Annotated in this window: 23 protein-coding genes; 9 read left to right on the forward strand and 14 right to left on the reverse strand. The window is 69.0% G+C overall.

Annotated features, from left to right (window positions below; all coding sequences use genetic code 11):
- Positions 1 to 89: 89 nt before the first annotated feature.
- The 4 genes from AB6732_RS15720 to AB6732_RS15735 all read right to left on the reverse strand — a co-directional run bounded on the left by AB6732_RS15720 (position 90) and on the right by AB6732_RS15735 (position 3,717).
- Positions 90 to 608, reverse strand: a complete 519-nt coding sequence (locus AB6732_RS15720) for a phosphoribosyltransferase (RefSeq protein ID WP_066214690.1) — start codon at positions 606 to 608, stop codon at positions 90 to 92.
- A gap of 99 nt (positions 609 to 707) precedes the next feature.
- Positions 708 to 1,766 (reverse strand): alpha/beta fold hydrolase, encoded by a 1,059-nt coding sequence (locus tag AB6732_RS15725; RefSeq protein ID WP_370960828.1) that lies wholly within the window; start codon positions 1,764 to 1,766, stop codon positions 708 to 710.
- Positions 1,747 to 2,316, reverse strand: coding sequence for an orotate phosphoribosyltransferase (pyrE, locus tag AB6732_RS15730; protein WP_370960829.1), 570 nt, complete (start codon positions 2,314 to 2,316; stop codon positions 1,747 to 1,749). The genes AB6732_RS15725 and pyrE overlap by 20 nt, the downstream gene beginning before the upstream one ends.
- A 9-nt stretch (positions 2,317 to 2,325) precedes the next feature.
- Positions 2,326 to 3,717 (reverse strand): MFS transporter, encoded by a 1,392-nt coding sequence (locus AB6732_RS15735; protein WP_370961032.1) that lies wholly within the window; start codon positions 3,715 to 3,717, stop codon positions 2,326 to 2,328.
- A gap of 242 nt (positions 3,718 to 3,959) precedes the next feature.
- On the opposite strand from AB6732_RS15735, the gene nadE reads away from it, so the two are divergent.
- Both nadE and AB6732_RS15745 read left to right on the forward strand, forming a co-directional pair.
- Complete coding sequence (gene nadE / locus AB6732_RS15740) at positions 3,960 to 4,787, forward strand: ammonia-dependent NAD(+) synthetase (protein ID WP_370960830.1); 828 nt, start codon at positions 3,960 to 3,962, stop codon at positions 4,785 to 4,787.
- A 4-nt stretch (positions 4,788 to 4,791) separates the two neighbouring features.
- Entirely contained in the window at positions 4,792 to 5,421 is a 630-nt protein-coding gene (locus tag AB6732_RS15745; protein WP_370960831.1) for a hypothetical protein, read from the forward strand.
- Between the two features lie 187 nt (positions 5,422 to 5,608).
- Here AB6732_RS15745 and AB6732_RS15750 read toward each other — a convergent pair whose 3' ends face one another.
- The 4 genes from AB6732_RS15750 to AB6732_RS15765 form a co-directional block, all read right to left on the reverse strand.
- Positions 5,609 to 6,376: an enoyl-CoA hydratase gene (locus AB6732_RS15750; RefSeq protein WP_370960832.1), complete on the reverse strand. Its 768-nt coding sequence runs from the start codon at positions 6,374 to 6,376 to the stop codon at positions 5,609 to 5,611.
- A gap of 98 nt (positions 6,377 to 6,474) precedes the next feature.
- A complete protein-coding gene (locus AB6732_RS15755; protein WP_370960833.1) occupies positions 6,475 to 7,626 on the reverse strand; it encodes an enoyl-CoA hydratase/isomerase family protein in 1,152 nt (383 codons plus the stop codon).
- 134 nt (positions 7,627 to 7,760) lie between these two features.
- Positions 7,761 to 9,110, reverse strand: coding sequence for an MFS transporter (locus tag AB6732_RS15760; RefSeq protein ID WP_370960834.1), 1,350 nt, complete (start codon positions 9,108 to 9,110; stop codon positions 7,761 to 7,763).
- Positions 9,111 to 9,150: 40 nt separating this feature from the next.
- Entirely contained in the window at positions 9,151 to 10,224 is a 1,074-nt protein-coding gene (locus AB6732_RS15765) for a C45 family autoproteolytic acyltransferase/hydolase (RefSeq protein ID WP_370960835.1), read from the reverse strand.
- Between the two features lie 157 nt (positions 10,225 to 10,381).
- Here AB6732_RS15765 and AB6732_RS15770 point away from each other — a divergent pair, with 157 nt between their 5' ends.
- Entirely contained in the window at positions 10,382 to 11,398 is a 1,017-nt protein-coding gene (locus AB6732_RS15770) for a LacI family DNA-binding transcriptional regulator (RefSeq protein WP_370960836.1), read from the forward strand.
- Between the two features lie 120 nt (positions 11,399 to 11,518).
- Here AB6732_RS15770 and AB6732_RS15775 read toward each other — a convergent pair whose 3' ends face one another.
- The 4 genes from AB6732_RS15775 to AB6732_RS15790 all read right to left on the reverse strand — a co-directional run bounded on the left by AB6732_RS15775 (position 11,519) and on the right by AB6732_RS15790 (position 15,137).
- A complete protein-coding gene (locus tag AB6732_RS15775) occupies positions 11,519 to 12,187 on the reverse strand; it encodes a metal-dependent transcriptional regulator (protein WP_370960837.1) in 669 nt (222 codons plus the stop codon).
- 10 nt (positions 12,188 to 12,197) lie between these two features.
- Positions 12,198 to 13,451 (reverse strand): sodium:proton exchanger, encoded by a 1,254-nt coding sequence (locus tag AB6732_RS15780; protein WP_370960838.1) that lies wholly within the window; start codon positions 13,449 to 13,451, stop codon positions 12,198 to 12,200.
- A gap of 208 nt (positions 13,452 to 13,659) precedes the next feature.
- Positions 13,660 to 14,535: an ankyrin repeat domain-containing protein gene (locus AB6732_RS15785; RefSeq protein WP_370960839.1), complete on the reverse strand. Its 876-nt coding sequence runs from the start codon at positions 14,533 to 14,535 to the stop codon at positions 13,660 to 13,662.
- 8 nt (positions 14,536 to 14,543) lie between these two features.
- Entirely contained in the window at positions 14,544 to 15,137 is a 594-nt protein-coding gene (locus tag AB6732_RS15790) for a heme-binding protein (protein ID WP_370960840.1), read from the reverse strand.
- A gap of 256 nt (positions 15,138 to 15,393) precedes the next feature.
- Between AB6732_RS15790 and AB6732_RS15795 the strand changes: the two genes are divergently transcribed.
- The 4 genes from AB6732_RS15795 (at position 15,394) to AB6732_RS15810 (ending at position 18,843) form a co-directional block, all read left to right on the forward strand.
- Positions 15,394 to 16,569 carry a sensor histidine kinase gene (locus tag AB6732_RS15795; protein WP_370960841.1) on the forward strand — a complete coding sequence of 392 codons (1,176 nt, stop codon included), beginning with the start codon at positions 15,394 to 15,396 and terminating at the stop codon, positions 16,567 to 16,569.
- A complete protein-coding gene (locus tag AB6732_RS15800; protein ID WP_370960842.1) occupies positions 16,566 to 17,186 on the forward strand; it encodes a response regulator in 621 nt (206 codons plus the stop codon). Before AB6732_RS15795 ends, AB6732_RS15800 begins: the two co-directional genes overlap by 4 nt.
- Positions 17,183 to 17,662: a hypothetical protein gene (locus AB6732_RS15805; protein ID WP_370960843.1), complete on the forward strand. Its 480-nt coding sequence runs from the start codon at positions 17,183 to 17,185 to the stop codon at positions 17,660 to 17,662. Before AB6732_RS15800 ends, AB6732_RS15805 begins: the two co-directional genes overlap by 4 nt.
- Before the next feature lie 83 nt (positions 17,663 to 17,745).
- Entirely contained in the window at positions 17,746 to 18,843 is a 1,098-nt protein-coding gene (locus tag AB6732_RS15810; protein ID WP_370960844.1) for a VanZ family protein, read from the forward strand.
- A 92-nt stretch (positions 18,844 to 18,935) separates the two neighbouring features.
- Here the strand turns inward: AB6732_RS15810 and AB6732_RS15815 are convergent, their stop codons facing one another.
- The gene (locus AB6732_RS15815) at positions 18,936 to 19,469 is read right to left on the reverse strand and encodes a hypothetical protein (protein ID WP_370960845.1); all 534 of its coding nucleotides are present in this window, start codon (positions 19,467 to 19,469) and stop codon (positions 18,936 to 18,938) included.
- Positions 19,470 to 19,696: 227 nt separating this feature from the next.
- Entirely contained in the window at positions 19,697 to 20,833 is a 1,137-nt protein-coding gene (locus AB6732_RS15820; protein ID WP_370960846.1) for an NADH:flavin oxidoreductase/NADH oxidase, read from the reverse strand.
- A gap of 90 nt (positions 20,834 to 20,923) precedes the next feature.
- Here AB6732_RS15820 and AB6732_RS15825 point away from each other — a divergent pair, with 90 nt between their 5' ends.
- Positions 20,924 to 21,730 carry an exodeoxyribonuclease III gene (locus tag AB6732_RS15825; RefSeq protein ID WP_066217261.1) on the forward strand — a complete coding sequence of 269 codons (807 nt, stop codon included), beginning with the start codon at positions 20,924 to 20,926 and terminating at the stop codon, positions 21,728 to 21,730.
- 29 nt (positions 21,731 to 21,759) lie between these two features.
- The gene (locus tag AB6732_RS15830) at positions 21,760 to 22,650 is read left to right on the forward strand and encodes a hypothetical protein (protein WP_370960847.1); all 891 of its coding nucleotides are present in this window, start codon (positions 21,760 to 21,762) and stop codon (positions 22,648 to 22,650) included.
- The last annotated feature ends 22 nt before the right edge of the window (positions 22,651 to 22,672 follow it).

The following is a 22,672-nucleotide window of genomic DNA, read 5'->3' on the forward strand; positions in this document are numbered from 1 at the left end:
CGAAACGGCGGACCGGAGGCCGGCCCGCCGTCGTGCTCAGAGGTTGTCTGCTCAGAGGCTTCGGCGCTCATAGTGCGTGGATCAGGGCTTCAGACCGTCGGCTCGACCGGCGGCAGCGAGGACCACGGGAAGGTGATCCACTTGTCCGTGCGGCGCCATTCGAAGTCCGGCGCCAGGATGGTGCGGGGCTTGGTGTAGAGGCAGACGGTCTTGACCTCGGCGCCCCAGTCGCCGATCAGGTCGACCACCTTGGCCAGCGTGCGGCCGGAGTCGGAGACGTCGTCCACCAGGAGCACCTTCTTGCCGCTCAGCGCGCCCTCGTCCAGCATGGGCGGCAGGACCACGGGCTCCGGCAGCACGGTGCCGATCCCGGTGTAGAACTCCACGTTGAGGGCGCCACAGGCCTTGGCCCCAAGGGCGTAGGCGATGGACCCGGCCAGGAGCAGGCCGCCACGGGCGATCGCGACCACCACGTCCGGCTGGAACCCGCTGTCCACCACGGTCTGGGCCAGCTCGCGCGACGCGTCGCCGAAGGTGTCCCAGGTGAGGACTTCGCGTTCGGGCTCGGGGAGGACGTCCACCCCGGAATCATCAAGGTTGTTTGCCATGTACCAAAGTTACCGGTGCGCCCGCTCCGGCGGGTAGTCGGGGCCGAACGCGACAGCGCGCCCGTCACGGTGCTCCCGTCAGAGCGCGCCCGCCGGCGGTCACAGCGGGAAGTAGCGATTCATGATCTGCTCGAGGATCGGGTGGTACACCTGCGGGCTCCATTGCGGACTGGCGTGCGCGGGGACCGCCCCGAGCGTCTCGATGTCGGAACTCAGCAACCGGGTCGGGAACGCGTTCCGCCAGCCCTGCCGGGCCGTGTAGTAGTCCACCGTGCCGTCCCCGGGATTCCCGATGAACACCAGGCTCGTGTACGGCAGCCGCTCCGCCAGCGGGCGCACCTCGAAGTCGAACACATAGGCCGCCTCGCTCTGGATGAGGAACGACGACGGCGCCAGCGGGCTCAGCTGCTCGGCCGTCTGTTCCAGGATCTGCCGCCAGGTCCGCTCGTGTTTGTTGACGATCCGCTCCCCCAGCTCGTAGCCGCCGCGGACGATCGTGGGGATCGGCACGCCCTGTTCATAGCTGTAGACCACGCCGCCGAACGAGTCCTGGTCCAGTACGTCATAACGGCTGGCGGGGCTGGAGTCGAGCAGGATGAACCGCACTTGGATCCGGTGGCGTTCCCACAGGAGCACCGCCGTCTGCACCGCGAGCATCCCGCCGAAGCTGTGTCCGTACAGGAACACGTGGCGGATCCCCCGGAGCCGGATCGACGCGGCGACGGCGTCCACCACGTCGTTCACGGCCAGGCCGAGATTCGAGTACCCCACCGCGGCCATCCGCCCCCAGCGGCCGATGGCCGGTTTGAGGGTGGTCAGGATGAACTGGGCCTCGTCCCAGCTCGTCTTGAACCCCGGGAGCAGGTACCAGCCCGCGTCGGCCGGGGCGTCCCCGGGAGCGTCGTCACCGAGGGTCAGGATCGTCGTCTGCCGTCGCTGCTCGGCGATGGCCCTCGTATAGGCGAGGTCCGCTGCGAGGAAAGCGGAGGCGCCGCCCAGCCAGAGGAAACTCCGCCGCGAAAACCGGCGCATGCGGCCGGCGGTGCGCAGCAGGGACGCGAGATCACGACGGCGGGCCGCGCCGTCGTCGTCGCGCCCTGTGCCCGGACCGTCCGGCCCGGGCACAGGGGGCGGGAGATCAGTCGAGTCCGAGTTCATCCTTGGAGAAGGCGAACAGGTAGGGGACGCCCGCCTCGGCTTCGATCTTTTCCTTGGCGCCGGTGTTGCGGTCCACGATCACGGCCACGGCCTTGACGTTGCCGCCCGCGTTGCGGACGCCCTCGATGGCGGTCAGTGCGGAGCCTCCGGTGGTGGAGGTGTCCTCGAGGACCACGACGTCGCGGCCGTCGACGCCCGGGCCTTCCACCTGGCGGCCCATGCCGTAGGACTTCTGGGCCTTGCGGACCACGAAGGCGTCGATGGAGCGGCCCGCGTCGCCGGCGGCGTGCATGAGCGCGGTGCCCACGGGGTCGGCGCCCATGGTCAGGCCGCCCGCGGTCTCGAACTCGACACCGGCGTCGTCCAGCAACTGGAGCATGACCTGGCCCACCAGGCGGGAGGCCTCGTGGTGCAGGGTGATGCGGCGCAGGTCGACGTAGTAGTCGGCCTCCTTGCCACTGGAGAGGGTCACCTTGCCGTGGACCACGGCGAGTTCCTTGATGAGGTCGAGCAGGCGGGCGCGGGCAGCGGCGGCGTCGAGGGCAGTCATACGAGAAGTTTATCGACTGGCGGCGGCCCCGCCGTCAGCCGGCTCCTGGACGGGTGGATTGCGGATGCCCACCGCGGAGACGAGACCGCCCACGACCAGCAGGAGCGCCGTGACGAGGAGGACCCGGTGGAAGCCGTCGAGATCCAGCGTCGGCCCCACGATGAGACCGAGCACGGCCACACCCACCAGGCCCGCCACTCGCGCCACGGCGTTGTTCACCGCCGAGCCGATGCCCGATTGCTCCTCCGACACCGAGCCGAGAATGGCCGCCGTCAGCGGGGCCACCGTCACCGACAGGCCGACGCCGAACAGTAGGATGCCCGGCAGCAGCTGCGTCCAGTAGTCCACCGGCAGGCGGGTCGTGACCATGAGCAGGTAGCCGGCGCCGCCCAGGATCGGGCCGAGGGCCATGAACCACCGCGGTCCGAAACGTCCCGCAAGGGAACCGAACCAGCTGGACAGCGCGATGTTCAGGATGCTGATGGGCAGCGTGGCCAGGGCGGCGAAGGTGGCCGGGAACCCCGCCACCTGCTGCAGGAAGAGCACCACGATCAGGCCGCCGATCGAGAGCGCCGCGTAGATGAAGGTGGTGGCGATGTTCCCGACGCCGAAATTGCGCACAGTGAAAAGGCTCAGCGGCATGAGGGGCTGCTTCGCCGTCGCCTGGCGCCAGAGGAAACCCGCCAGGCACAGCACACCCACGACGAACGGGACCCAGATGGCGGGACTCCCCCAGCCCAGGTTCCCCTGCTCGATCAGGGCGTACACCGGGCCGCCGAGGCCGAGCACGCAGAGGACGGCCCCTGCATAGTCGATCCGGACACCCTGCGCGCGGGTGTCCTTCATCCCGAGCACGGCCAGCAGATAGAGCGTCACGGCGATGGGCAGGACGTTGATCCAGAATACGGAGCGCCAGCCGACGGTGTCCACCAGGACGCCGCCCAGGATCGGCCCCGCGATGAAGGCCACCGTGGTGCCAGCGGTCCAGTGACCGATGGCCTTGGCCCGTTCCGGCCCGCTGAAGTTCGCGGTGATGAGCGCCAGCGAACTGGGCACCAGGAGCGCCGCGGCCGCGCCCTGGAAGCCGCGGCCCACGATCAGGACCTCCGCCGTCGGCGCGAAGGCGCACACGAGCGAGGTCACTCCGAAGCCGATCAGGCCGATCCGCAGGATGAGGATCCTGCCGAGCACGTCCGAGAGCGAACCCGCCAGCAGGATGAGGGCGCCCAGGGTGATGAGGTACGCGTCCACGACCCACTGCTGCGTGGCGAGTCCTCCGCCGAATTCACGGTCGATGGCCGGGAGCGCGACGTTGATGACGCTGCCGTCCAGGAACGAGACGAAGGACGCCAGGATGGTGATCCAGAGAATGAGCCGCTGAGCGGCGGGGCCGGTCTTCATGCCGAGGGACTCCGGTTCTGCAGCGCGATGCTCCCGGACGGGGTGGCCCGGAAGGACGACGGCGGGTGCCGCCGGTTCCATTCTGCCCCGGGAGGGTTCGAGTGCGCTCCGGATCCTTCGGGACGGCACGCCGACGGCGCCGACGGCGGCGAGGTCCGGGACCCGGGGCGCCAGGCGCCGCGGGGCGCCGCGCGCGGAAGCGGTGTAACCCTCGCGAAACGCGGGGCGAGTACCCTGGGCGTATGCGCGCACTTCAGGCACAGATCATCGAGGAAATGGGCGTCAAGCCCGAGATCGACCCCGCGGCGGAGGTTGCGGCACGGGTGGATTTCCTGGCGTCCTATCTGCGGGCGACCAAGACCAACGGCTTCGTGCTGGGCATCTCCGGCGGTGTGGACTCGTCGCTCGCCGGGAAGCTCTGCCAGCTCGCCGTCGAGAAGCTCTCCTTCGAGGGGGTGGACGCAGCCTTCGTCGCGGTCCGCCTGCCGTACCGCGTCCAGCACGATGAGGACGACGCCCAGGCGGCGCTCGCCTTCATCAAGCCCCACACCGAATGGACCTTCAATGTGGGGCCCGGTGTGGACGGTGTGGAGGAGGAGTTCCTGAAGACCACCGGCTCCGAGATCTCCGATTTCAACAAGGGCAATGTCAAGGCCCGCATCCGCATGGTGGCGCAGTATGCGCTGGCCGGCGAACACAACTACCTCGTGGTGGGGACTGACCACGGCGCCGAGTCGGTGACGGGGTTCTTCACCAAGTTCGGCGACGGCGGGGCCGATGTGCTGCCGCTCTTCGGCCTGAACAAGCGCCAGAACCGCCGGCTGCTGGAGCACCTGGGCGCGCCCCGCCAGGTCTGGGAGAAGGTCCCGACCGCCGACCTTCTGGACGGCAAGCCCGGACGCACCGACGAGGACGAGCTGGGCATCAGCTACGACCAGATCGACGACTACCTGGAGGGCCGCGAAGTTCCCGAGGGCGTCGCCGCGACGATCGAGGAGAAGTACCTGCGCACCCGGCACAAGCGCACCACCCCGGTCACCATCCACGACGAGTGGTGGAAGCAGGGCTGACCTCGTGGCCGTCATCCACCAGGCGACGCTGAGCCCCTCCAAGCTGGACCTTCTCGCGTCCTGGCTCGGCCGGCAGCCCTGGGCCGGCAGCGGCGGCGAGCTGGAGCGGCTCGGCACCTACCGCTTCGACGACCCCGCGGGCGAGGTCGGGATCGAGGGCTTCCTGCTCCGCCGCGGCGCAGAGACCCTCCATGTGGTGCTCACGTACCGTGGGTCTCCCCTGAATGGCGCCGACGACTGGCTGATCGGGACCATGAAACACTCCGTCCTCGGCACCCGCTGGGTGTACGACGGCCTCGGCGACCCGGTCAGTCAGGACGCGTTGCGCCGCGCCCTCCGGGGCGAACAGGAGCAGGCGATCCTCGAAGTCCACGACGACGCCGGCACCGTCGTCCAGCGTCTCGAACCGGAGGTGAGGGTCAAGCTCGTCGAGGCCGACGGCGCGGCCGGCGGAACCCAAGCGGACGTGGCGCCGACGGACGCCAGGGACGAGGACGGCTTCGACGCGGTGGGCACGGGAGACGAACGGGTCCTCGTGGCCCGCAGACCATCCGTTCCGGGCCCCGGCCCGGGTCGTCGGCTACTGCTGGCATCCTGGACCGGCGGCGAGGCCGTCATCGCTGCCCTGGACTGAGCTCGTGCCTCTGGAGGAAAACCGGACTCCCGGCTGAGATGTGGTTGCCTGGACGGTCTTTGGCACTGCCTCAAACGCGTTGTGTGCTCAGTTGTTGCGGATGGAACGGCGCTTCATCCGCAACAACTGAGCACACAACACTACTGAGCACGCAAGGCGGTGACCATGCGAGAACTCCGCCCGCCCCTCAGTCCCGGTTGAACTCCGCGGGTCGCTTCTCCTCGAACGCCGCCATACCTTCCACCTGGTCGGGCGTGCCGAACAGGGAGTGGAACAGTCTGCGCTCGAACACCACGCCCTGAGCGAGCCCGGTTTCGAACGCGGCGTTGACGGCCTCCTTGGCCATCATCGCCACCGGCTTGGACTTCCCGGCGATCGTCTCGGCGACCGCGAGCGCCTCCTCGAGGAGGGATTCCGTGGGCACCACCCGCGAGACCAGCCCGGACCGTTCCGCTTCCGCGGCGTCCATCATCCGGCCCGTGAGCACCAGGTCCATTGCCTTCGCCTTCCCCACGGCGCGCGTGAGCCGCTGAGAGCCGCCCATGCCGGGGATGACGCCGAGGTTGATCTCCGGCTGACCGAACTTCGCGTTCTCAGCGGCGATCAGCAGATCGCACATCATGGCCAGTTCGCAGCCGCCACCCAACGCGTAGCCGGAGACCGCGGCGATCACAGGGATCCGGGCCCGGGAGAGCTCCTCCCAGCCGCGGAACCAATCGGCCCGGTACATCTCGAGATGGTCCTTGGACGCCATCTCCTTGATGTCCGCCCCGGCGGCGAACGCCTTGGCAGAGCCCGTGAGGACCACGGCGCCAGTGCCGGGATCCGCATCCGCGGCCCGGACGGCTTCCACCACTTCGGTCATGGTCGCCAGGTTCAGCGCATTGAGCGCCTCCGGCCGGTTGAGGGTCACGATCGTGACGCGCCCACGGCGCTCCACCAGGATGTTCTGCACGGGTGCTTGCTCCTTCGCAATCGGAGTCTGAGGAATGAGGGGTGAGGAATGAGGAATGCGGGCTGAGGATTCGGGTGCTCGAGGCATTGCCTCCGGGATCAGGGGACCAGGTCCCCGCCGTCCGTCTCGCCGGGTGCGAACGGAGCGAAGTAGGAGGCGACGAGTTCAGGGCTGACTTCGGTCAGCCCGGGGTGCTCCCAGCGCGGGGTGCGGTCCTTGTCGATCACCTGAGCACGGATGCCCTCCCGCATGTCCGGAGAGGCGAGGCACCGGACGGCGACGCGGAACTCCTCCCGCAGAGCATCCTCCAGTGTCCCGGAGCAGTGCCGGCGCACGGCTTCGAGCGCCACGGCCACGGAGCGCGGGCTCTTGGTCTTGAGGGTCGCGGCGGCCGCCTGGGCCTGCGGGTCCGGATGGGTTTCGAGGCGGCTCAGGATGACGGCCGCGGAAGCGTCGCCGGACAAGGCTCCCGCGTAGCAGTCTTCGATCCAGGGGGCCGCGCCATCCGCGTCCCCGGCTGCGGCGAGCACCGCCTCCGGCGCCATACCGGAGAAGCGGGCCACGGCGTCGTCGGCCGTGTCGGTCTCCAGGAAGACGAGGAACTCGGGGAGGTTCGCGGCCGGCACGAAGGCGTCCGAGAGACCCAAGTGGATCGCGTCCCCGGCACCCACATGGTCACCCGTCATCGCGGCGTGGACCCCGGCAGTGCCGGCATGGCCCAGCAGCCAGGTCCCGCCGACGTCGGGGACATAACCGATGGTGACCTCCGGCATGCCCATCCGGGTGTTCTCGGTGACCACCCGGTGCGAAGCGTGGGCGGAGATGCCCACACCCCCGCCCAGGACCAGGCCGTCCTGCACGGCGATCACGGGCTTGGGGTAGCCGAAAATCAGCGAGTTCATCCGGAACTCGGCACGGAAGAAGTCATGGGATGCCCGCTCTCCGGCCACGATGTCCCGGTACATCGCCACGACGTCCCCGCCGGCGCACAGCCCACGTTCCCCTGACCCGGTGATGACGACGTGCTCGATCGACGGATCGACCGCCCAGGCCCGCAGCTGCGCGTCCACCGCCTCCACCATCCCCTGGTTGAGCGCATTGACCGCACGCGGTCGGTTGAGGATGACCACCCCGGCGTGACCACGCTGCTCGAAGGTCACCTCCGCCGACTTCACCTCCGCGGCAGGCTGCCCGGCTGTGGGGGCGGAGGCGGAGAGAGTGGACGGTGCGCTGGTACTGGAAGGCTCCATGGCTCTAGCTTGCCCGAAAGGCGGACCAGTTTCATCTGCAACGGCTCCCGATGTGGAAAAGCCTCCTCCTCCATCGGTGGACGGAAGAGGAGGCTGAACCTGGCGGGCCATGGCCCATACCGGGCGCCGAGGACTCAGGCGAGGACGTCCTCCGGCTTCTCGCCGAGATCCTTGGTGCGGACCTTATACGTCTCCCGGAGGCCGAGCACGCACAGTGCGAGGACCAGGCACGCGGCGCCGGAGTACAGCGCGATGCCCAGCGAACCGCGGTTGAAAGCGATGAACAGGGCCGTGGCGATGCTCGCCGCCGTGCCGCCGCCCAGCGCGGCCCCGGTCTGATACGTCGCCGAGATGGACGAGTAGCGGCTCTCCTTCGAGAACTGCTCACCCAGGAACGCGGGGATGCAGCCCTGCGGCATGGCCATGAAGATGTTCACCAGGATGAACGCGACGGTGGCCAGGAACGCCACCCGGCTGTCCACCATCCCGAAGAAGAGGAAGAAGAACACCGCGTAGATCACGGCGCCTCCGGCGATGACCTTCTTCCGCCCGATCCTGTCGGAGAGGAGACCCATGAACGGGGCGGCGAGCATGAAGGCGAACGAGCCGGCCACCTGGAAGAGCAGCGACTGCGTGTCCGTGTACCCACGCTCCTCGGTGTACGTGACCGTGAACAGGGAGCCGATGTACGCGATGGTGTTGTAACCGAACGCGACGCCGATGGCCAGGAGCATCTGCTTCGGGTGCTTCCGGATGGCCGCCAGAAGGGGCACTCGCGGGGCGCTCGCCGTGTTCACCGTCTCGTGCGGCATGCGGGTGCGGGCGATCAGGCCCACGAGGACCAGGAGACCTCCCAGCCAGAACGGCACGCGCCAGGCCCAGGCGGTGAGCTCGGACTCCGGCAGGAGCGTCATCACCGTGAACACACCCGTGCCGAAGAGGCTGCCGATGCCGATGCCCGTGCTCGTGAAACTGCCCCACAGGCCACGGCGGTTCTCCGGCGAATTCTCGATGCCGAAGAGGGACGCCCCGCCCCACTCGCCGCCCGCCGCGAAGCCCTGCACGAGGCGCAGGACAACCAGCAGAACGGGAGCCAACAGGCCGACATTCTGGTACGTCGGGAGGCAGCCGATGAGGAAGGTGCTGCCGCCCATCAGGAGCAGGGTCATGATGAGCATGGACTTGCGCCCGATCCGGTCACCGAAGTGGCCCACCACGATGCCGCCCAGCGGCCGGACGATGAACCCTGCGCCGAACGCGGCGAAGGCCACGAGAGTGCCGGTCAGCCGGTCGGTCGCGGGGAAGAAGAGCGTCGGGAAGACGAGGGCGGCGGCCAGGCCGTAGACGATGAAGTCGTAGAACTCCAGGGCCGTGCCGAAACCCGAGATGAAAAAGGTCCGCAGCGCGGTGGTGGCCTGGGTGCCCAGCGTCGGGGCATCCTGCGGCGCCGGGGCGGCGGCCGGTGAGGACTGGGTGTGGGACATGAGAGTGGTTCCTTGAGGAGATGAAGCGGGGAGGGGGCGGTCAGAAGCGCGCGAGGCCGTGAACGGCGGCTTCGTCGGGACGGCCGGCGAAGTAGTCGAGAGCGAAATGCTCGACGTCGACGCTGATCGTCAGCAGGGTGCCCCACTGATCGATGACCGGCTTGGCGGTGTCCGGGGACATGCAGATGGCGGCGGCGGATCCTTCGCCACCGCAGGCGGCTCGGGCCCGCTCGACGGGCGCCAGGCCCGTGAGGGTTCCTCGGACGGCGTCGAGGTGCTGGTAGCGCTCGGCGGTGGAGGAGTCGGCGGGCATGGTGTCGCCCTGGAAGAGGTCCGGATCGAGGAAGTGGTTGGTGTGGAAGAGCCAGCCGTCCGCGCCAGGACGGACGACCCCGAGCCCGGCCGGGGCGAGTTCGAGGCTCACGGCGCGGGAGACGCCGTCGTGGAAGTCGAAGACGGTGAAGACGGTGGAGGCGCTGACCGTGGCGCTTGCCGCGATGGCCTGGGCCTCCTCCACGGTCGCAGCCTCCTCCAGGATGCGGCGGGCGATCGCGTGGACCGGCACCCCGCCCTGATCGGAGTCGCTGCGGTGGGACAGGATGTTGAAGTGCAGGCCGAGCCCGGCGTCGTTCACGCCGATCTTCGCGGCGGTGCCGAATTCGGTGAACACCTTGGCCCGGCGGCCGGCCGGCGTGGTGAGGTCCAGCAGCAGGCCGTCCGGCACCAGGAATTCGTGCCAGTCCCAGGTCTGGAGGGTCTCCGGAGCGCGATCTTCGCCGGTGAGGACCGCGGTGGAGCATTCGCCTTCACCGCGCGGCGGCTCGGCCGCGAGGATCTCGGTGCGGGCGCCAACGGCGGCGAGCTGCCAGAGGTCGAGGCCGGCGGCCGAGGCGATGGCCTCCGTCTCCGCAGCCAGGCCGGGCGCCCAGTCGGCCAGTGCCGCGTGGCTCGCCTCGGCGATACTCCGCACGGTCTCCTCCGGGATGTTGAGAGCCGCGAAATGGTTGAGGTACAGCCCGGCCACGTGCTCGAAGCGGTCGCCGAACTCCAGCCCGAGTTCACGGCCGCGGACTGCCGGGTCCTGCGTGGTGGATGTTGCGGTGAAGAGCTTCATGAGGGGTTCCTTCGTGGGGGCGTTTTCTGAGGTGCAGATCACATTAGGGAAGTAAAACGTTTTATGCAATGATGGTTTTCCACTTGGCATGCTGGACCCGTTTGCGGGCGGTTCCGTCCCTGGTGAAATGTGGGTACGAACGATTTCAGGAGGGTCCGTGGCACGTGGCAAAGGTGTGACGATCCGGGATGTGGCGCGCCGCGCGGGGGTGTCCATCACTGCCGTCTCGCACTCGCTGAACGGCAAGGGGACCATCAGCGAGGAGACCAGGGCGCGTGTGAAGGCCGCCGCGGACGAACTCGGATACCAGGCGGACGCCTTCGCCCGTGGCATGCGCCAGGGCAGCATCGGCGCCATCGGCCTGGTGATGCGCTCCCTCGACGCCCTGGGCGACTACACCCCGGCCGGCGTCGACGTGTTCGAGCGGTTCGCCGGGATCCTGTCCTCCCGCGCCCTGGCCCGCGGGCTCAGCCTCACGCTCGTGCCGGATCTGACCCGCAGTCCCGTGCCGCCGCTGGCATTCTCCATGGACGGCTACGTCATCATGAGTCCCAACGCCCAGGACCCCGTGATCGAGCTCCTGGACCGGCGGGGCATCCCCTATGTCTGTTACGGCAAGCTCCTGGACAAGCCGGACTTCACGCGCTGGTCCTCCGAGGACGACCCCCTCGCCGCCCGGCAGATCCTGGCGCACTTCGAAGCCGCTGGGGCCCGTGAGGTCGTGCTGGTCTCCGGAACGGACCGGAACGCGTGGAATGCGGACTTCCTCCAGGAGTATCTGTCGTGGTGCGAGCGCCACAAGGTGACGCCGCGGGTTTACGAGCAGTCGGAGCGGTCGGGCCTCGACGGCGGGCGCGACGCCGGGCTGCGCATCCTCGCGGACGGCGTTCCCGAAGCGGTGTTCTGCATGACGGGGCGGCACGCCGCAGGCGTCCAGCAGGAGATCCTGGCGGCCGGGGTGACCGTGCCGGGTCAGGTGATGATCGCCGCGGCGTCGGATTCGGAGCACGCCCGCTCGAGCCGACCCGCCATCACGGCCTTCGAACTCAACCCCGCCGGCACTGCGGACCTGCTCCTGGACATGCTGCAGGAACTGCTCAAGACCGGCGAGACCGTGGGTCCCCGACTCACGCGGGCCCGGCTCCGGCCTCGCGCTTCGACGCGGAGGGACTAGACCCCCAGCCGTCCTTCTGTCTCCACCTCTGATCGACTGCTCCACACGATGTCATTCCGCCCGGAATTCCAGGGATTTCGGCATCGTATGGAGCAGTCGATCAGAGTATCAAGCAGTCGATCAGAGGGGCGCGACCCGCAGCGCGGCCGCGGCGACCGTGCTCAACTGGACCGGCTCGCCGTCGACGGTGATCGTGACGGCATCGGCCGCCGCGGAGACCGTCTCGACCCGGACCCGGACTCCGACCGTGAGCCCCAGCGACTCGAGATAGCGGAGCAGCTCCGACGACCGGTCCGAGACCCGGGTGATCCTCGCCTGCGTCCCCGGCCCCACGTCGGCGAGCGCCTGATCCGGTTCCGTCACCACGGCGCCGGTGACGTCGGGAATGGGGTGCCCGTGCGGGTCGCGGACCGGGTGGCCGAGGACGGCGTCCATCCGCTCCAGCAGGGTGTCCGAGATGACGTGTTCGAGCCGGTCCGCCTCCGCGTGGACCTCGTCCCACGGGACGTGCAGGGCGCGGGCGAGGTAGCTCTCCAGCAGCCGGTGGCGGCGCACGATCCGCAGCGCCACGCGTCGGCCGGCGTCGGTCAGCGAGATAGCGCCGTACGGCTCGTATTCGATGAATCCGTCACGCGCCAGCTTCTTGAGCGTGCTCGACACTGTGGACGGCGTGACGTCGAGCTGGGCGGCGAGTTCCGTCGTCGTCGGACCGCCGTCGGGCCACTCGAACGCCTTCCAGATGAGCGTGACGTAGTCCTCGACGACGCGGGTGACTGCTGGGCTGCCCATCTTCCGCATTCTAGTGGGCCTCCCTCTCCGGCACCCGGGCTGGCTCCACACGTCGCGGCCGTCGGAAGGGCGCCGCGAGCGTCGGGACGATGTCTCGGCGATGGGCCACCAGGAAGCCAACGGCGAGCACCGCCTGGACGAGACTCAGGACGTACCTGCCGCCCGTGTCCGTGACGATGAACTGGACCGCGAACAGTGCCGCCAGGCCCACCGCCGACCACCAATGGAACCGCAGCGCGACGATGATGGCAACGCCCAGCAGCGTCTGCGTGGCCGTCAGCACGAACTCCTCGACCTGCCGCGCATCCATCGGCAGCCCCGCTCCGCCACCGCCGAACCAGTAGGCGACCGGCAGCGACCCGACCAGGAGGCTCCACTGGTTCACCTTGGATGCGATCAGTGTGCCGATGGCGGCGGCGCCCATCCCGCGCACGGCGAACATGACGGCGATGATGAACTCCGGGGCCTCGGAGGCGAGGGGCGCGAGCCACTGGACCAGGAAGTAGCTGTCGATGCCGAGGGCCGAGCCCGAGGCGACGAGCGCCTCCGCGAACGGTTCGGCCGCGGTGACGATGATCGCCGCCGAGAGAAGGAACAAGGCGACGACGGTGATCCGGCGGCGTCGAACGTCCATCCGCGCGATCAGGGCCGCCGCGCCGACGAACTCCTCCTCCCGCGCGTCGTGGACCTGGCTGGCCCGCCAGAGGTAGAGGGCGAAGATCCCGATCAGACCGAAGCCCAGCCAGAGGGGGATGCTCCCGAGGAGCGGGATCGCGAAGGCCAGCACCGCGAGGATAGCGAGGAATCCGATGTCGAGACGGCTGTCCTCAGGAAGGCGGATGAAGTGCGGCTGTTTACCGGCTCCCTTCCGCATCTTCCGCATCTTGCGGGCGACGGCGAAGGCCACGATCACGACGAGCGGCCAGCCGAAGCCGAGCAGCAAGCGGTTCGAACCGGTCATGTTCGCGGCGGCGAAGTGCGTGTACGCGGAGTCGGACCCGGCCCGGAACGCGTAGTACAGGTCCACCGCGTACTCGGGCAGCACTGCGATCAGGGCGAGGAGCGCGATGGCGAGCGCTCCGGAGATGTCCTTCTGGGCGGCCTCCGCGGCCCAGGCCAGAAGAAACGCCGCGGCGACGACGGACGCTCCGAAGACGAGGAGGCTCACGACGGGTGGCAGGTGGATGCCGCTGAGGCGCAGCGCGACGGCCGGGACGGCGATCGCGAAGCACAGTACGAGACGGCGGATCAGAGCAGGTGGCATGGCGAATTCCTTGCATCACGCCGTGGCCCGGGAGAGATCTCCGGCCACGACTCATGGCCGAAGGTCTCGTTCGCCTCACGCGGTGAGGTGGCGCGCCGGACCACCCACGATGGCGGTCAGCATGTCGACGCAGCGCGTCCGGAGGTCATCCCCGGACTGAACTACTCCCCTTCGGAACTCCACGTTGCCGGGCCGGAATTGGGTGTGTCTACGGACACCTGATTGTTGGAGCGCTCCAACATTTCCCGCCCCCTGATCGACTGCTCCATACGATGTCATTCCGCGCGGAATTCCGGGGATTTCGGCATCGTATGGAGCAGTGGATCAGGGGTGGGATTCGAGGATTCGCACGATCTCTGTGAAACCCCTCCGCCGGGCGTTGTCGAGGGCCTTGCGGGTCCCGGATGCCGGGGTCCGCGCCCGCCGCCAGGAGGAGCCGGACGGCTTCCTGCTGGCGTGGCCCGCCCGTGTTCAGCAGGATCGCCTCCTGCATCCCCGTCCAGCCGAGGCGGTTCACATGGTTCACGGGCACCCCGGCCGCGATCAGGATCCGGATCGTCTCGACGTGTCCGTGCTCGCAGGCCGGGATGAGCGCGGTCCCGCCGAACCGGTTGACGCTCCGCACGTCCGCGCCTGCCGCCAAGGTGAGCCGCAGTACCTCATTGAACCCTTCCGCTCCGGCGTAGAGGAAGGCCGAATCCTGGATCGAGTCCTTGGCGTTGACGTCGCCGCCCTGCTCGATCAGGCGTTTCACCCCGGCGAGGTCGTTCCGTTTCGCGGTCCGGATGAGGTCCTGGTCCAGCCGGTCCCGTTGGGTCTGCGTCAGCCGGGATCGGGCGGCTGCGCGGGCCCTGTCGTCAAGTGCGGCGGGCGACGCCGTACTGCCGCTGTCCGCGGCTGGTGACCCTTCCTGAGTGGGGGACGACGCCGGCGGCGAGGTCCGCGCGGGGGGCGCGGCGTCGTCGTCGGGCGCCTGAGTGGAGCCCGGCTGAGCGGAACCCGGGGCGCACGCGCCGAGGAGCCCGACGGTGAGGACCGCCAGACTCCCCTTCAGCACGGCGCCACGCGTCGGCATGGCTTCCATCGTGGCTCCTAGCGGCCCAGGATCGCCTCGGCGCCGGCTGCGGCGCAGGCCTCGTCGAGGGCTCCGTCGGGTGCGCCGCCGACGCCGATCCCCGCCACGGACACGCCGTTCACCTTCAGCGGGACACCGCCGGCCAGGAACAGGGTGCCCGGCAGATCGGCGATGGAGGGCTTGCCGTTGCCGCTGATGCGTCCGGCCAGCTCACTCGTGGGGGCGCCGAAGGCCGCCGCGGTGTAGGCCTTCTGCTTCGACGCCTCGAGGGTGTGCTGCGCGGCGTTGTCGCCCCGGAGAACCGCCTGGACCGTGCCGAAACGGTCCACGACCGTGACCGAGACGAACGGGAGCTTGTCACCCACGCACTTGGCCAGGGCGGCCTGGACGGCCTTGGCGGAGGCGGTCGCGGAGATGCGGTTCTGCGAGACGGTGGTGCCCTCGCCGGCCGGGATGTCCGCCGTGGGAAGGCGATTGGCGGTCTCCGCGGCGGGCGCGGCCGCAGGCTGGGAGACCTGTTCGGCGTTCGCGGCGGCCGTGATGCCGCCGGTCAGGAGGAGCGCCGCCGCCGCTGCGGAGAGGACCTTGATGTTGCTCTTGCTGATGGCCATGATGTGCCTGCCCTTCGGGAATGGATCGTGCGTGGATCGGTTTCGGTGGTCTCGGTGCGAGCCCACGGACCCCGGCGTGCCGGGTCTGCCCCGGCCTTCCTGACGGATCCGTGAACTCCTGACATCCATCCTTCCGAGGTGCGGTTCCGGGCACATCGGCTGTTCCGGCAGGGGTTCGTCATGCCTTCGGGTGGCCGTCTCAGCCAAAAGGATGAGACGCGCCTTTCCTGTCGGCGCGGTCTCGTAGAGTGGCCCCATGATCACCGCACCCCCGGCAGGCCGCGAGCGCTATCTCGGCGTGGCGGTGCACTGTGGCTTCGCGGTGCTTCTGACCGCCTCACTCATCCGATTCGTGCTGCGGCATGGACCGGACGAGAATTCCCTCGTCCTGGTCCTGGCTGCCGCGCTCTGCGTGCTGTACGCGGCCGCGGTCCGGCTGCGCGGACCTGCCCGTCCCGTGGTCCTGTGGATCCTCGTAGCGGTCTGGGCGGCGCTCGTCATCCTCGCTCCGAGCTTCGCGTGGTGTGCGTTCGCGGTCTTCTTCGTCGGGCGGTCCGCCGTGTCGGGGAAGGCCGCCGCGCTGGCGACCGGGCTGACGGCGCTGAGCACGTCCGTGGGGCTGTTCAAGCTCAGCGGGTACACCGACGTCGCGGCGCTTCTGGGCCCGGCAGCCGCAGCGCTGGTCCTCACACTCGTCTACGACCGCCTGGAAGCCGCCCTGTCCCGCCAGGCCCAGCTCAATGCGGAGCTGCGCACCGCGCAGGCCCAGACGGCCGCCGCGGAACGGGCCGCCGGCACTCTCGCGGAGCGGGAACGTGTCGCCCGCGAAATCCACGACACCGTGACGCAGGGCCTCGCGAGCACGGTGCTCCTGCTGGAGGCGGCGGATCGCACGGAGGGTCTGGGCCCCGAGGTCCGGCAGGCGACCGAACAGCTCAGGGTGAACCTCGCGGAGACCCGGGGGCTGGTCCACAATCTCGCGACGGCCCGGGAACCCGATCTGCCGCTGGAGGAGGCCCTGGCCGTGGCCGTCCGACGCCACGTTCCGGCGATGCGGATCAACGTGACCGGCACCCCGCGGGCGCTGCCGCCCGAGGTGCGGCACGCCGTCGTGCGCATCGCCCAGAGCGCAGCGGCGAACGTCGAGCGGCATGCCTCCGCCCAGGGGGCGAGCGTCACTCTCGGCTATCTGCCGGGGTCCGTCACGCTGGATGTGTACGACGACGGCGTGGGCTTCGTGCCCGCCGCCACCTCGGCGCCGGGCCCGGACGGAGGGTACGGGCTGCGCGCCATGCGGCAGCGGGTCGAACAGCTCGGCGGCACTTTCGCGGTGGAATCCGCGCCGGGCGAGGGAACGGTCATCGGCGTGGAGATCCCGGCCGGGGACACCGGCGTGGTGGAGGACAGCGCAGTGGAAGGAGGAACGGCATGATCACGGTGCTGCTGGTGGACGACCATCTGGTGGTGCGGAGCGGGCTCAGGGCACTGCTCAGCACCCAGCCGGACATCAAGGTGGTGGCTGAGGCGTCCTCGGGTGAGGAGGGCGTGGCGGTCGCACTGGAACAGGCGCCGGACGTGGTGCTGATGGATCTGGCCATGGGAGCGGGGATCGACGGGATCGAAGCGATCCGGCGGCTGCGGGCCGAGCGTCCCGCACAGGCCGTCCTGGTGTTCACCACCTACGATTCGGACGCGGACATCGTGCGTGCCGTCGACGCCGGGGCCATGGGGTACCTCCTCAAGGACGCCGCCCCGGACGAGATCTTCGCCGCGGTGCGGGGCGCCTCCCGGGGGCAGAGCCACATGAGCGCGCCCGTCGCGAGCCGGCTCTTCCAGCAGATGCGGAACCCCGACGAGGCGCTGACACCCCGGGAGGCGGAATTGCTGACCCTCTTGACCCAGGGGCTTTCGAACAAGGAACTCGGCCGGAAGCTGTTCATTTCCGAGGCCACGGTCAAGACCCATCTGGCGCACATCTACGCGAAGCTCGGGGTGGATTCGCGGGCCGCCGCCATCGCGAAGGCACTGCGCCGCGAGGGGATGCGATGACCGTGCGCGCTGAGGACATCGCGGAGCTGGTGTCCCGCAGGCAGGGGCCTGTGCGGTTCCTGCTGTTCGCCCCCGGGCTGACCGGCCATCCCCTGGACGATCAGGACGAGGTGTTCGCGGCGGCCGTCGAGGACCTGGGTGAAGAGGCCGTGCTGCTCGGCGAGGCGCCGCTGCTGTTCGCCGGGCTGCACGCGAAGAACCTGTTCGCGCGTCGAATGGAGAGCGTGGGGTTCCTTGTGACCGACCAGGCCGTGCATGTGCGGGATGCTCCGTCGACGCCGGTGGAGCCGTCAGCGGTGCGTTCCGTGGAGTTCGACTGGACCGCGGACCCGTTCACCGAGGCCCGACGGGTGGCCCGGCTCGCCTCGGCCACATTCGACCACCGCTGGGCGCAGACCCTGACGTCCCGTGAGGCACTGCGCGAGTCGCTGGATGTGGTGCGGGATGTGGTGGAGCTGGTGCTGAAGGCCGGGTGAACTCACTCACGGTGTGCGCGAGTTCACCCTGAAACAGCGGGTTATCGGCCCCGGTCCGGCCGCTCCGATGGAACACTCGTGTCATGCGCTCAGTTCACCTCACGTCCGCATTCATGGCCATGGGATTCGGCCTGGTCACCGGGATCCTGCTCTTCGTCCCGTTCGTGGCCGCCAGCTACCGGAGACGGGGCCGTCTCACCGCCGGACGCTTCGTCCTCTGGGGCGCCGCGCTCGTGTACTTCTGGGCCATCTGGACGTACACGCTGCTGCCCCTGCCCGACCCGGCCGGTTACCAGTGCGTCGGGGCGAACGTTCAGCCGTTCGCCTTCGTCCAGCACATCCGGGATTCGCTGGCGTCATCCGGTGGCGGCCTCCGAGCGGCCGTCATGGACTTCGCGGTCCTGCAGGTGGTCTTCAACGTGGTGCTGTTCATGCCGCTCGGGTTCTTCATCCGGGTGCTGGGCGGGCGGGGCGTCGTGATCGCGACCCTGACCGGCTTGGCGACGACGGCGCTGATCGAGTTCACCCAGCTGACCGGCGTGTGGGGGCTGTACCCGTGCGCCTACCGATTCTTCGACGTCGACGACCTGATGGCCAACACCCTCGGCGCCCTCCTCGGCTCCCTCATCGCTCTGCCGTTCGTCGGGCGACGGCACAGCGTCACTCCGGCCGCCGACGTCGCGCGTCCGGTCACCAAACCCCGGCGCTTCCTGGGGGTGCTGTGCGACTGGCTGGCGTTCGTCCTGCTCAGCGTGTCGATCACGGTCGGCATCCGCGCGGTCCTGCTCTACGTCCTCAACGACCGCGAAGCACTCAACCAGGACGACTACTCCGGGGTGGTCGGCACCGGCGTCGCGTTCCTGGTGTGGCTGGTGGTCACGCTGGTAAGCGGACGCACCGTCGGCGACCAGGCGGTCCAGCTCCAGTACGACGGCGGGCCCCTCCCCCGCCCGCTTGCCCGGCTCCTGCGCCTGCTCGGCGGGATCGGCGGCTATGCGCTGCTCGGCCTTCTCCCGGAGGGGTTCGACTGGGTGGAATCCCTGTTCGTCCTCGTGTCCCTCGGGGCGCTGGTGTTCAGCGCGAAGGGCCGTGGCCTGCCGGGCCTGGTGTCGGGCCAGCAGGTCCAGGATGCGCGGGAGGCGCGGGCGACCGCGCCTGTGAGGCCGATCGCCAGGGGCTGACCGTCCCCGCCTCACTTCACCCCAGCCCCGAAACAGTGGATTCCCGTCGAAACCGCGTGTTAAACACACTGTTTCGACGGGAATCCACTGTTTCAGGGGACGGCCAGGGACGTCGCTTGAGCCGCGACCGGAAGCGGCGGGTTCTGAGCGTCGCTTCGTTCGTCCATGAGCCTCAACGCCGATTTCGCGGCGATACTCCACTCGATGCACCGGTTCCGATACAGGTTTGCCCGGAAACTCACGGCGGCATAGAAGATGATCAGGAGCGCAGCCAAGCTACAGAGCATCCACATCACCTCCACATAGGTCTGTCCGGCGTCCTGGACGGTCAGCTTCGTCTGCAGTCGTGGATCCTCCGCCATGAACCCGGCGAATGCGATGAGTCCGGTGCTCACCACCGAAAAAGCGAGACCGATGATTCCCACGAAGTTCAGGAGATGCCCCCAGGCCGGGTCGGTGATCCCCCGTTGCTTCTCTTCGAGCAGAGTCTCGACTTCGGCACGAGGACGATTCGAAAGGTGCTCGATCTCCTCACGACCGGGCCGTCGGAAACCCGTCCGCAAGGGTCGGATGGGGTCGTCAGCCACGAGCCTGAGCGAACGGGTCAAGTTCTGGTAGATGCGCAAGGTTTCTCCTCCTTCTTCGGGCGGGAACGAGTCATTCGCTCCTCACTCCTCAAAGCCAGGCTCCACCCTCCATGCGGACAGCTTGCGACAAGATTTCGACAGATTTTTCACCTGTCCCAGCACGTCCCGCCCCCCTGAAACAGTGGATTCCCGCCGAAACCGCGTGTTAAACACACTGTTTCGACGGGAATCCACTGTTTCAGCGGGTCCGCCCCGCAGGACTCACCTCACCAGTGCGCGCGCCAGTACTGCGGTGCGAACGGGGTCTTGTCCAGGGGTTCGCCGAGGGAGCGGGCCGCGAGCGCGGGCCAGTTCGGCTCCTTGAGGGCGGCCCGGGCGATCGAGACGCCGTCCGCCTGGCCGTTCACCAGGACCTGTTCGGCCTGCTGCGCTTCGTTGATCATGCCGACGGCGCTGACGAAGGCGTCGTTCTCCACGCCGCGCTCCTCGGCGTCCGCGGCCAGGGCCTTCTTCACCTCGGCCGCGAGCGCGATCTGATACCCCGGGCCGGTGGGACCGTGGTACGCGCCGATGCCTCCGCTGGACAGGTCGAACACGGTCACTCCCTCGGCCCGGAGTTCCACCGCGAGACGGGCGGTCTCCTCGATGGTCCAGCCGCCCTCGACCCAGTCGGACCCGGAGAACCGCACACCCAGCGGCTTGTCGGCCGGCCAGACCTCACGCACCGCGGCCACGACCTCCCGCAGGTACCGGGTCCGGCCCTCGTAGGAGCCTCCATAGGAGTCCGTGCGGGTGTTGCTCAGCGGGGACAGGAATTGGTGCACCAGGTAGCCGTGGGCGGCGTGGATCTGGATGAAGTCGAAGCCGGCCTCATCGGCGCGACGGGCGGCGGCGGCCCAGGAGGCGACGGACTCCTGGATCTCGTCGACGGTCAGCTCATGCGACTCGGCCAGACCATGGACCGAGGTGACGGACGGCGCCACGGTGACCCAGCCGCCGTCGTCCACCGGGACGGACCCGGTCAGACCCCGGTCCACCCAGCGCGGCAGCCAGCCGTACGTGGAGGCCTTGCCACCGGCATGGGCCAGCTGCACGCCGGCCGCGGCGCCCTGGCTCTTGATGAAGGAGATGATCGGCTTGAAGGCCTCCACCTGCTCGTCGTTCCACAGGCCGAGGTCCTCCGGGGAGATCCGTCCCTCCGGCACCACGGCGGTGGCCTCGGTGATCACCATGCCGAAACCGCCGGCGGCGCGGGCGCCCAGGTGCGCCTGATGCCAGGCGGTCGGCACGCCGTCGCGCGCATCCACGGAGTACATGCACATGGGAGCGAGGAAGGTCCGGTTGCGCAGCGTGAGCTGGCCGGACGGGGCTGACAGGACTGCTTCACTGAAAAGTTGGCTCACGATGATGGGCAACCCCGCGTCGCCGGATCGTATTCCGATGGTGACGCCGCGGGTCACCAAACTGTCAGTCCGCTTTGATAGCTTGGGAGCGTGAAGATCGCCACCTGGAACGTCAATTCCCTCCGTGCCCGCGCCGACCGTGTGGAGGCCTGGCTGGAACGCAGTGACTGCGATGTCCTGGCCATCCAGGAGACCAAGTGCAAGGACGAGAACTTCCCCTGGGAGCTCTTCGAGCGCATGGACTATGAGGTGGCGCATTTCGGGTTCAGCCAGTGGAACGGGGTGGCCATCGCCTCCCGCGTGGGTCTGGAGGACGTCGAGCGCACCTTCCCCGGCCAGCCGACGTTCGGCAAGGGCGGGGTGAACCCGGAGCAGGAGGCCCGTGCCATCGGCGCCACCTGCAACGGCGTCCGCGTCTGGAGTCTGTACGTGCCCAACGGCCGCGCCCTGGATGACGAGCACATGCCGTACAAGCTGGAGTGGCTGGACACCCTGAAGGCCAACGCCGAGGCCTGGCTGGACACCGACCCCGCCGCCCAGATCGCGCTCATGGGCGACTGGAACATCGCACCCCAGGATGACGACGTCTGGGACATCGACTTCTTCATCGAGGAAGGGCTAACGCACGTCTCCGCCCCGGAACGCGCCGCCTTCCACGCCTTCGAAGAGGCCTCCTTCACAGACGTGGTTCGCCCGCTCAACCCCGGGCCCGGTGTCTACACCTACTGGGATTACAAGCAGCTCCGCTTCCCCAAGAAGGAGGGCATGCGCATCGACTTCGTCATGGCGTCCCCGGCCCTCGCTTCCCGCGTGACCGGCGCCGTGATCGACCGTGAGGAGCGCAAGGGCAAGGGAGCCAGCGACCACGCCCCCGTGATCGTCGAACTCGCGGACTGAGCGATGCCCAGCGCGCGGCCGGGAAGCCGATGACCTTCTACGACTCCCCCATGGGGTTCCCCTACATCTCCGCGCTGCGCGTCTATCAGCCGCTCGACGCCTTCGGCGCCCCACAGCGGCGCGCCATCGTCGCGCAGTACGGCGATCTGACCGAGCGGGCGATCCTCAGTGCCTCGGAGCTGCGGCAGATGCGCGACGACGTCGAGCGCCGCGAACTGCGCAGCACCCTTCACCGGCTCCTGCGGAAGCCCAACGACCCGTACCCGGGCAGCCGCGCCGAGCTTTCGCGCGCCCTCGCCGATCCCAGCGAGCGGGGTGTTCTGCTGTACTGCCCGAACCAGACGGTGCTCCGTTCCGCACTGGCCGCGGAGGAGCTGACGGACGGGTCGAGCTCGGAAAGTCTGGAGCGGATCGTCCCGGTGGACGCCACCGAACGGCATCAGGAACGGCTCAAGACTTTGGTGGACTCCGGTCTGATCGACTCGGATCTGCTGTTCACCCGCACCGCCACTTGGGGCGTTCCGTTCGCGTGGTTCATCTTCTTCCACGAGGGCGACCGCCAGGAGATGCTCAACAACCGGGATGGCAGCATCGCCACCCTGCGCCTCTACACCCCGGTGGCGGAGGCGATCTCGCGTTCCCGCACCCTCGTGGCCGCGCTCTCTCTCGGCGCCCCGGAGCTGGACTTCCTGGACGAGATGACCCGTGTGGTCGCGTGGCTGGAGCGTTTCCACACCAGCAGTGTCCTGGAACTGGACTACGGCGCCCTGGCGGACCGGGTCTATCCGGATGAGTCCCCCAGCGATGTCCGCATGGGCATCGAGTGCCTCGCGGAGGGCGATATGACGGGCGCGGCCGCCGCGTATCAGCGTCTCATCACGCGATGGGTGCCGCTGCGGCACCTGGGCCGCGCCAGCTGAACCAGACCCGCGCCGACAAAAG

It is taken from the genome of Arthrobacter sp. RCC_34 (assembly GCF_041360795.1).
In the GTDB taxonomy this organism is placed as follows: domain Bacteria; phylum Actinomycetota; class Actinomycetes; order Actinomycetales; family Micrococcaceae; genus Arthrobacter_E.

Excerpts from the sequence above, each read along its gene's own strand:
- AB6732_RS15720 (WP_066214690.1), bottom strand. The coding sequence starts at position 608 with ATGGCAAACAACCTTGATGATTCCGGGGTGGACGTCCTCCCCGAGCCC.
- AB6732_RS15725 (WP_370960828.1), bottom strand. The coding sequence starts at position 1,766 with ATGAACTCGGACTCGACTGATCTCCCGCCCCCTGTGCCCGGGCCGGAC.
- pyrE (WP_370960829.1), bottom strand. The coding sequence starts at position 2,316 with ATGACTGCCCTCGACGCCGCCGCTGCCCGCGCCCGCCTGCTCGACCTC.
- AB6732_RS15735 (WP_370961032.1), bottom strand. The coding sequence starts at position 3,717 with ATGAAGACCGGCCCCGCCGCTCAGCGGCTCATTCTCTGGATCACCATC.
- nadE (WP_370960830.1), top strand. The coding sequence starts at position 3,960 with ATGCGCGCACTTCAGGCACAGATCATCGAGGAAATGGGCGTCAAGCCC.
- AB6732_RS15755 (WP_370960833.1), bottom strand. The coding sequence starts at position 7,626 with ATGGAGCCTTCCAGTACCAGCGCACCGTCCACTCTCTCCGCCTCCGCC.
- AB6732_RS15760 (WP_370960834.1), bottom strand. The coding sequence starts at position 9,110 with ATGTCCCACACCCAGTCCTCACCGGCCGCCGCCCCGGCGCCGCAGGAT.
- AB6732_RS15765 (WP_370960835.1), bottom strand. The coding sequence starts at position 10,224 with ATGAAGCTCTTCACCGCAACATCCACCACGCAGGACCCGGCAGTCCGC.
- AB6732_RS15775 (WP_370960837.1), bottom strand. The coding sequence starts at position 12,187 with ATGGGCAGCCCAGCAGTCACCCGCGTCGTCGAGGACTACGTCACGCTC.
- AB6732_RS15780 (WP_370960838.1), bottom strand. The coding sequence starts at position 13,451 with ATGCCACCTGCTCTGATCCGCCGTCTCGTACTGTGCTTCGCGATCGCC.
- AB6732_RS15785 (WP_370960839.1), bottom strand. The coding sequence starts at position 14,535 with ATGGAAGCCATGCCGACGCGTGGCGCCGTGCTGAAGGGGAGTCTGGCG.
- AB6732_RS15790 (WP_370960840.1), bottom strand. The coding sequence starts at position 15,137 with ATGGCCATCAGCAAGAGCAACATCAAGGTCCTCTCCGCAGCGGCGGCG.
- AB6732_RS15795 (WP_370960841.1), top strand. The coding sequence starts at position 15,394 with ATGATCACCGCACCCCCGGCAGGCCGCGAGCGCTATCTCGGCGTGGCG.
- AB6732_RS15800 (WP_370960842.1), top strand. The coding sequence starts at position 16,566 with ATGATCACGGTGCTGCTGGTGGACGACCATCTGGTGGTGCGGAGCGGG.
- AB6732_RS15805 (WP_370960843.1), top strand. The coding sequence starts at position 17,183 with ATGACCGTGCGCGCTGAGGACATCGCGGAGCTGGTGTCCCGCAGGCAG.
- AB6732_RS15810 (WP_370960844.1), top strand. The coding sequence starts at position 17,746 with ATGCGCTCAGTTCACCTCACGTCCGCATTCATGGCCATGGGATTCGGC.
- AB6732_RS15830 (WP_370960847.1), top strand. The coding sequence starts at position 21,760 with ATGACCTTCTACGACTCCCCCATGGGGTTCCCCTACATCTCCGCGCTG.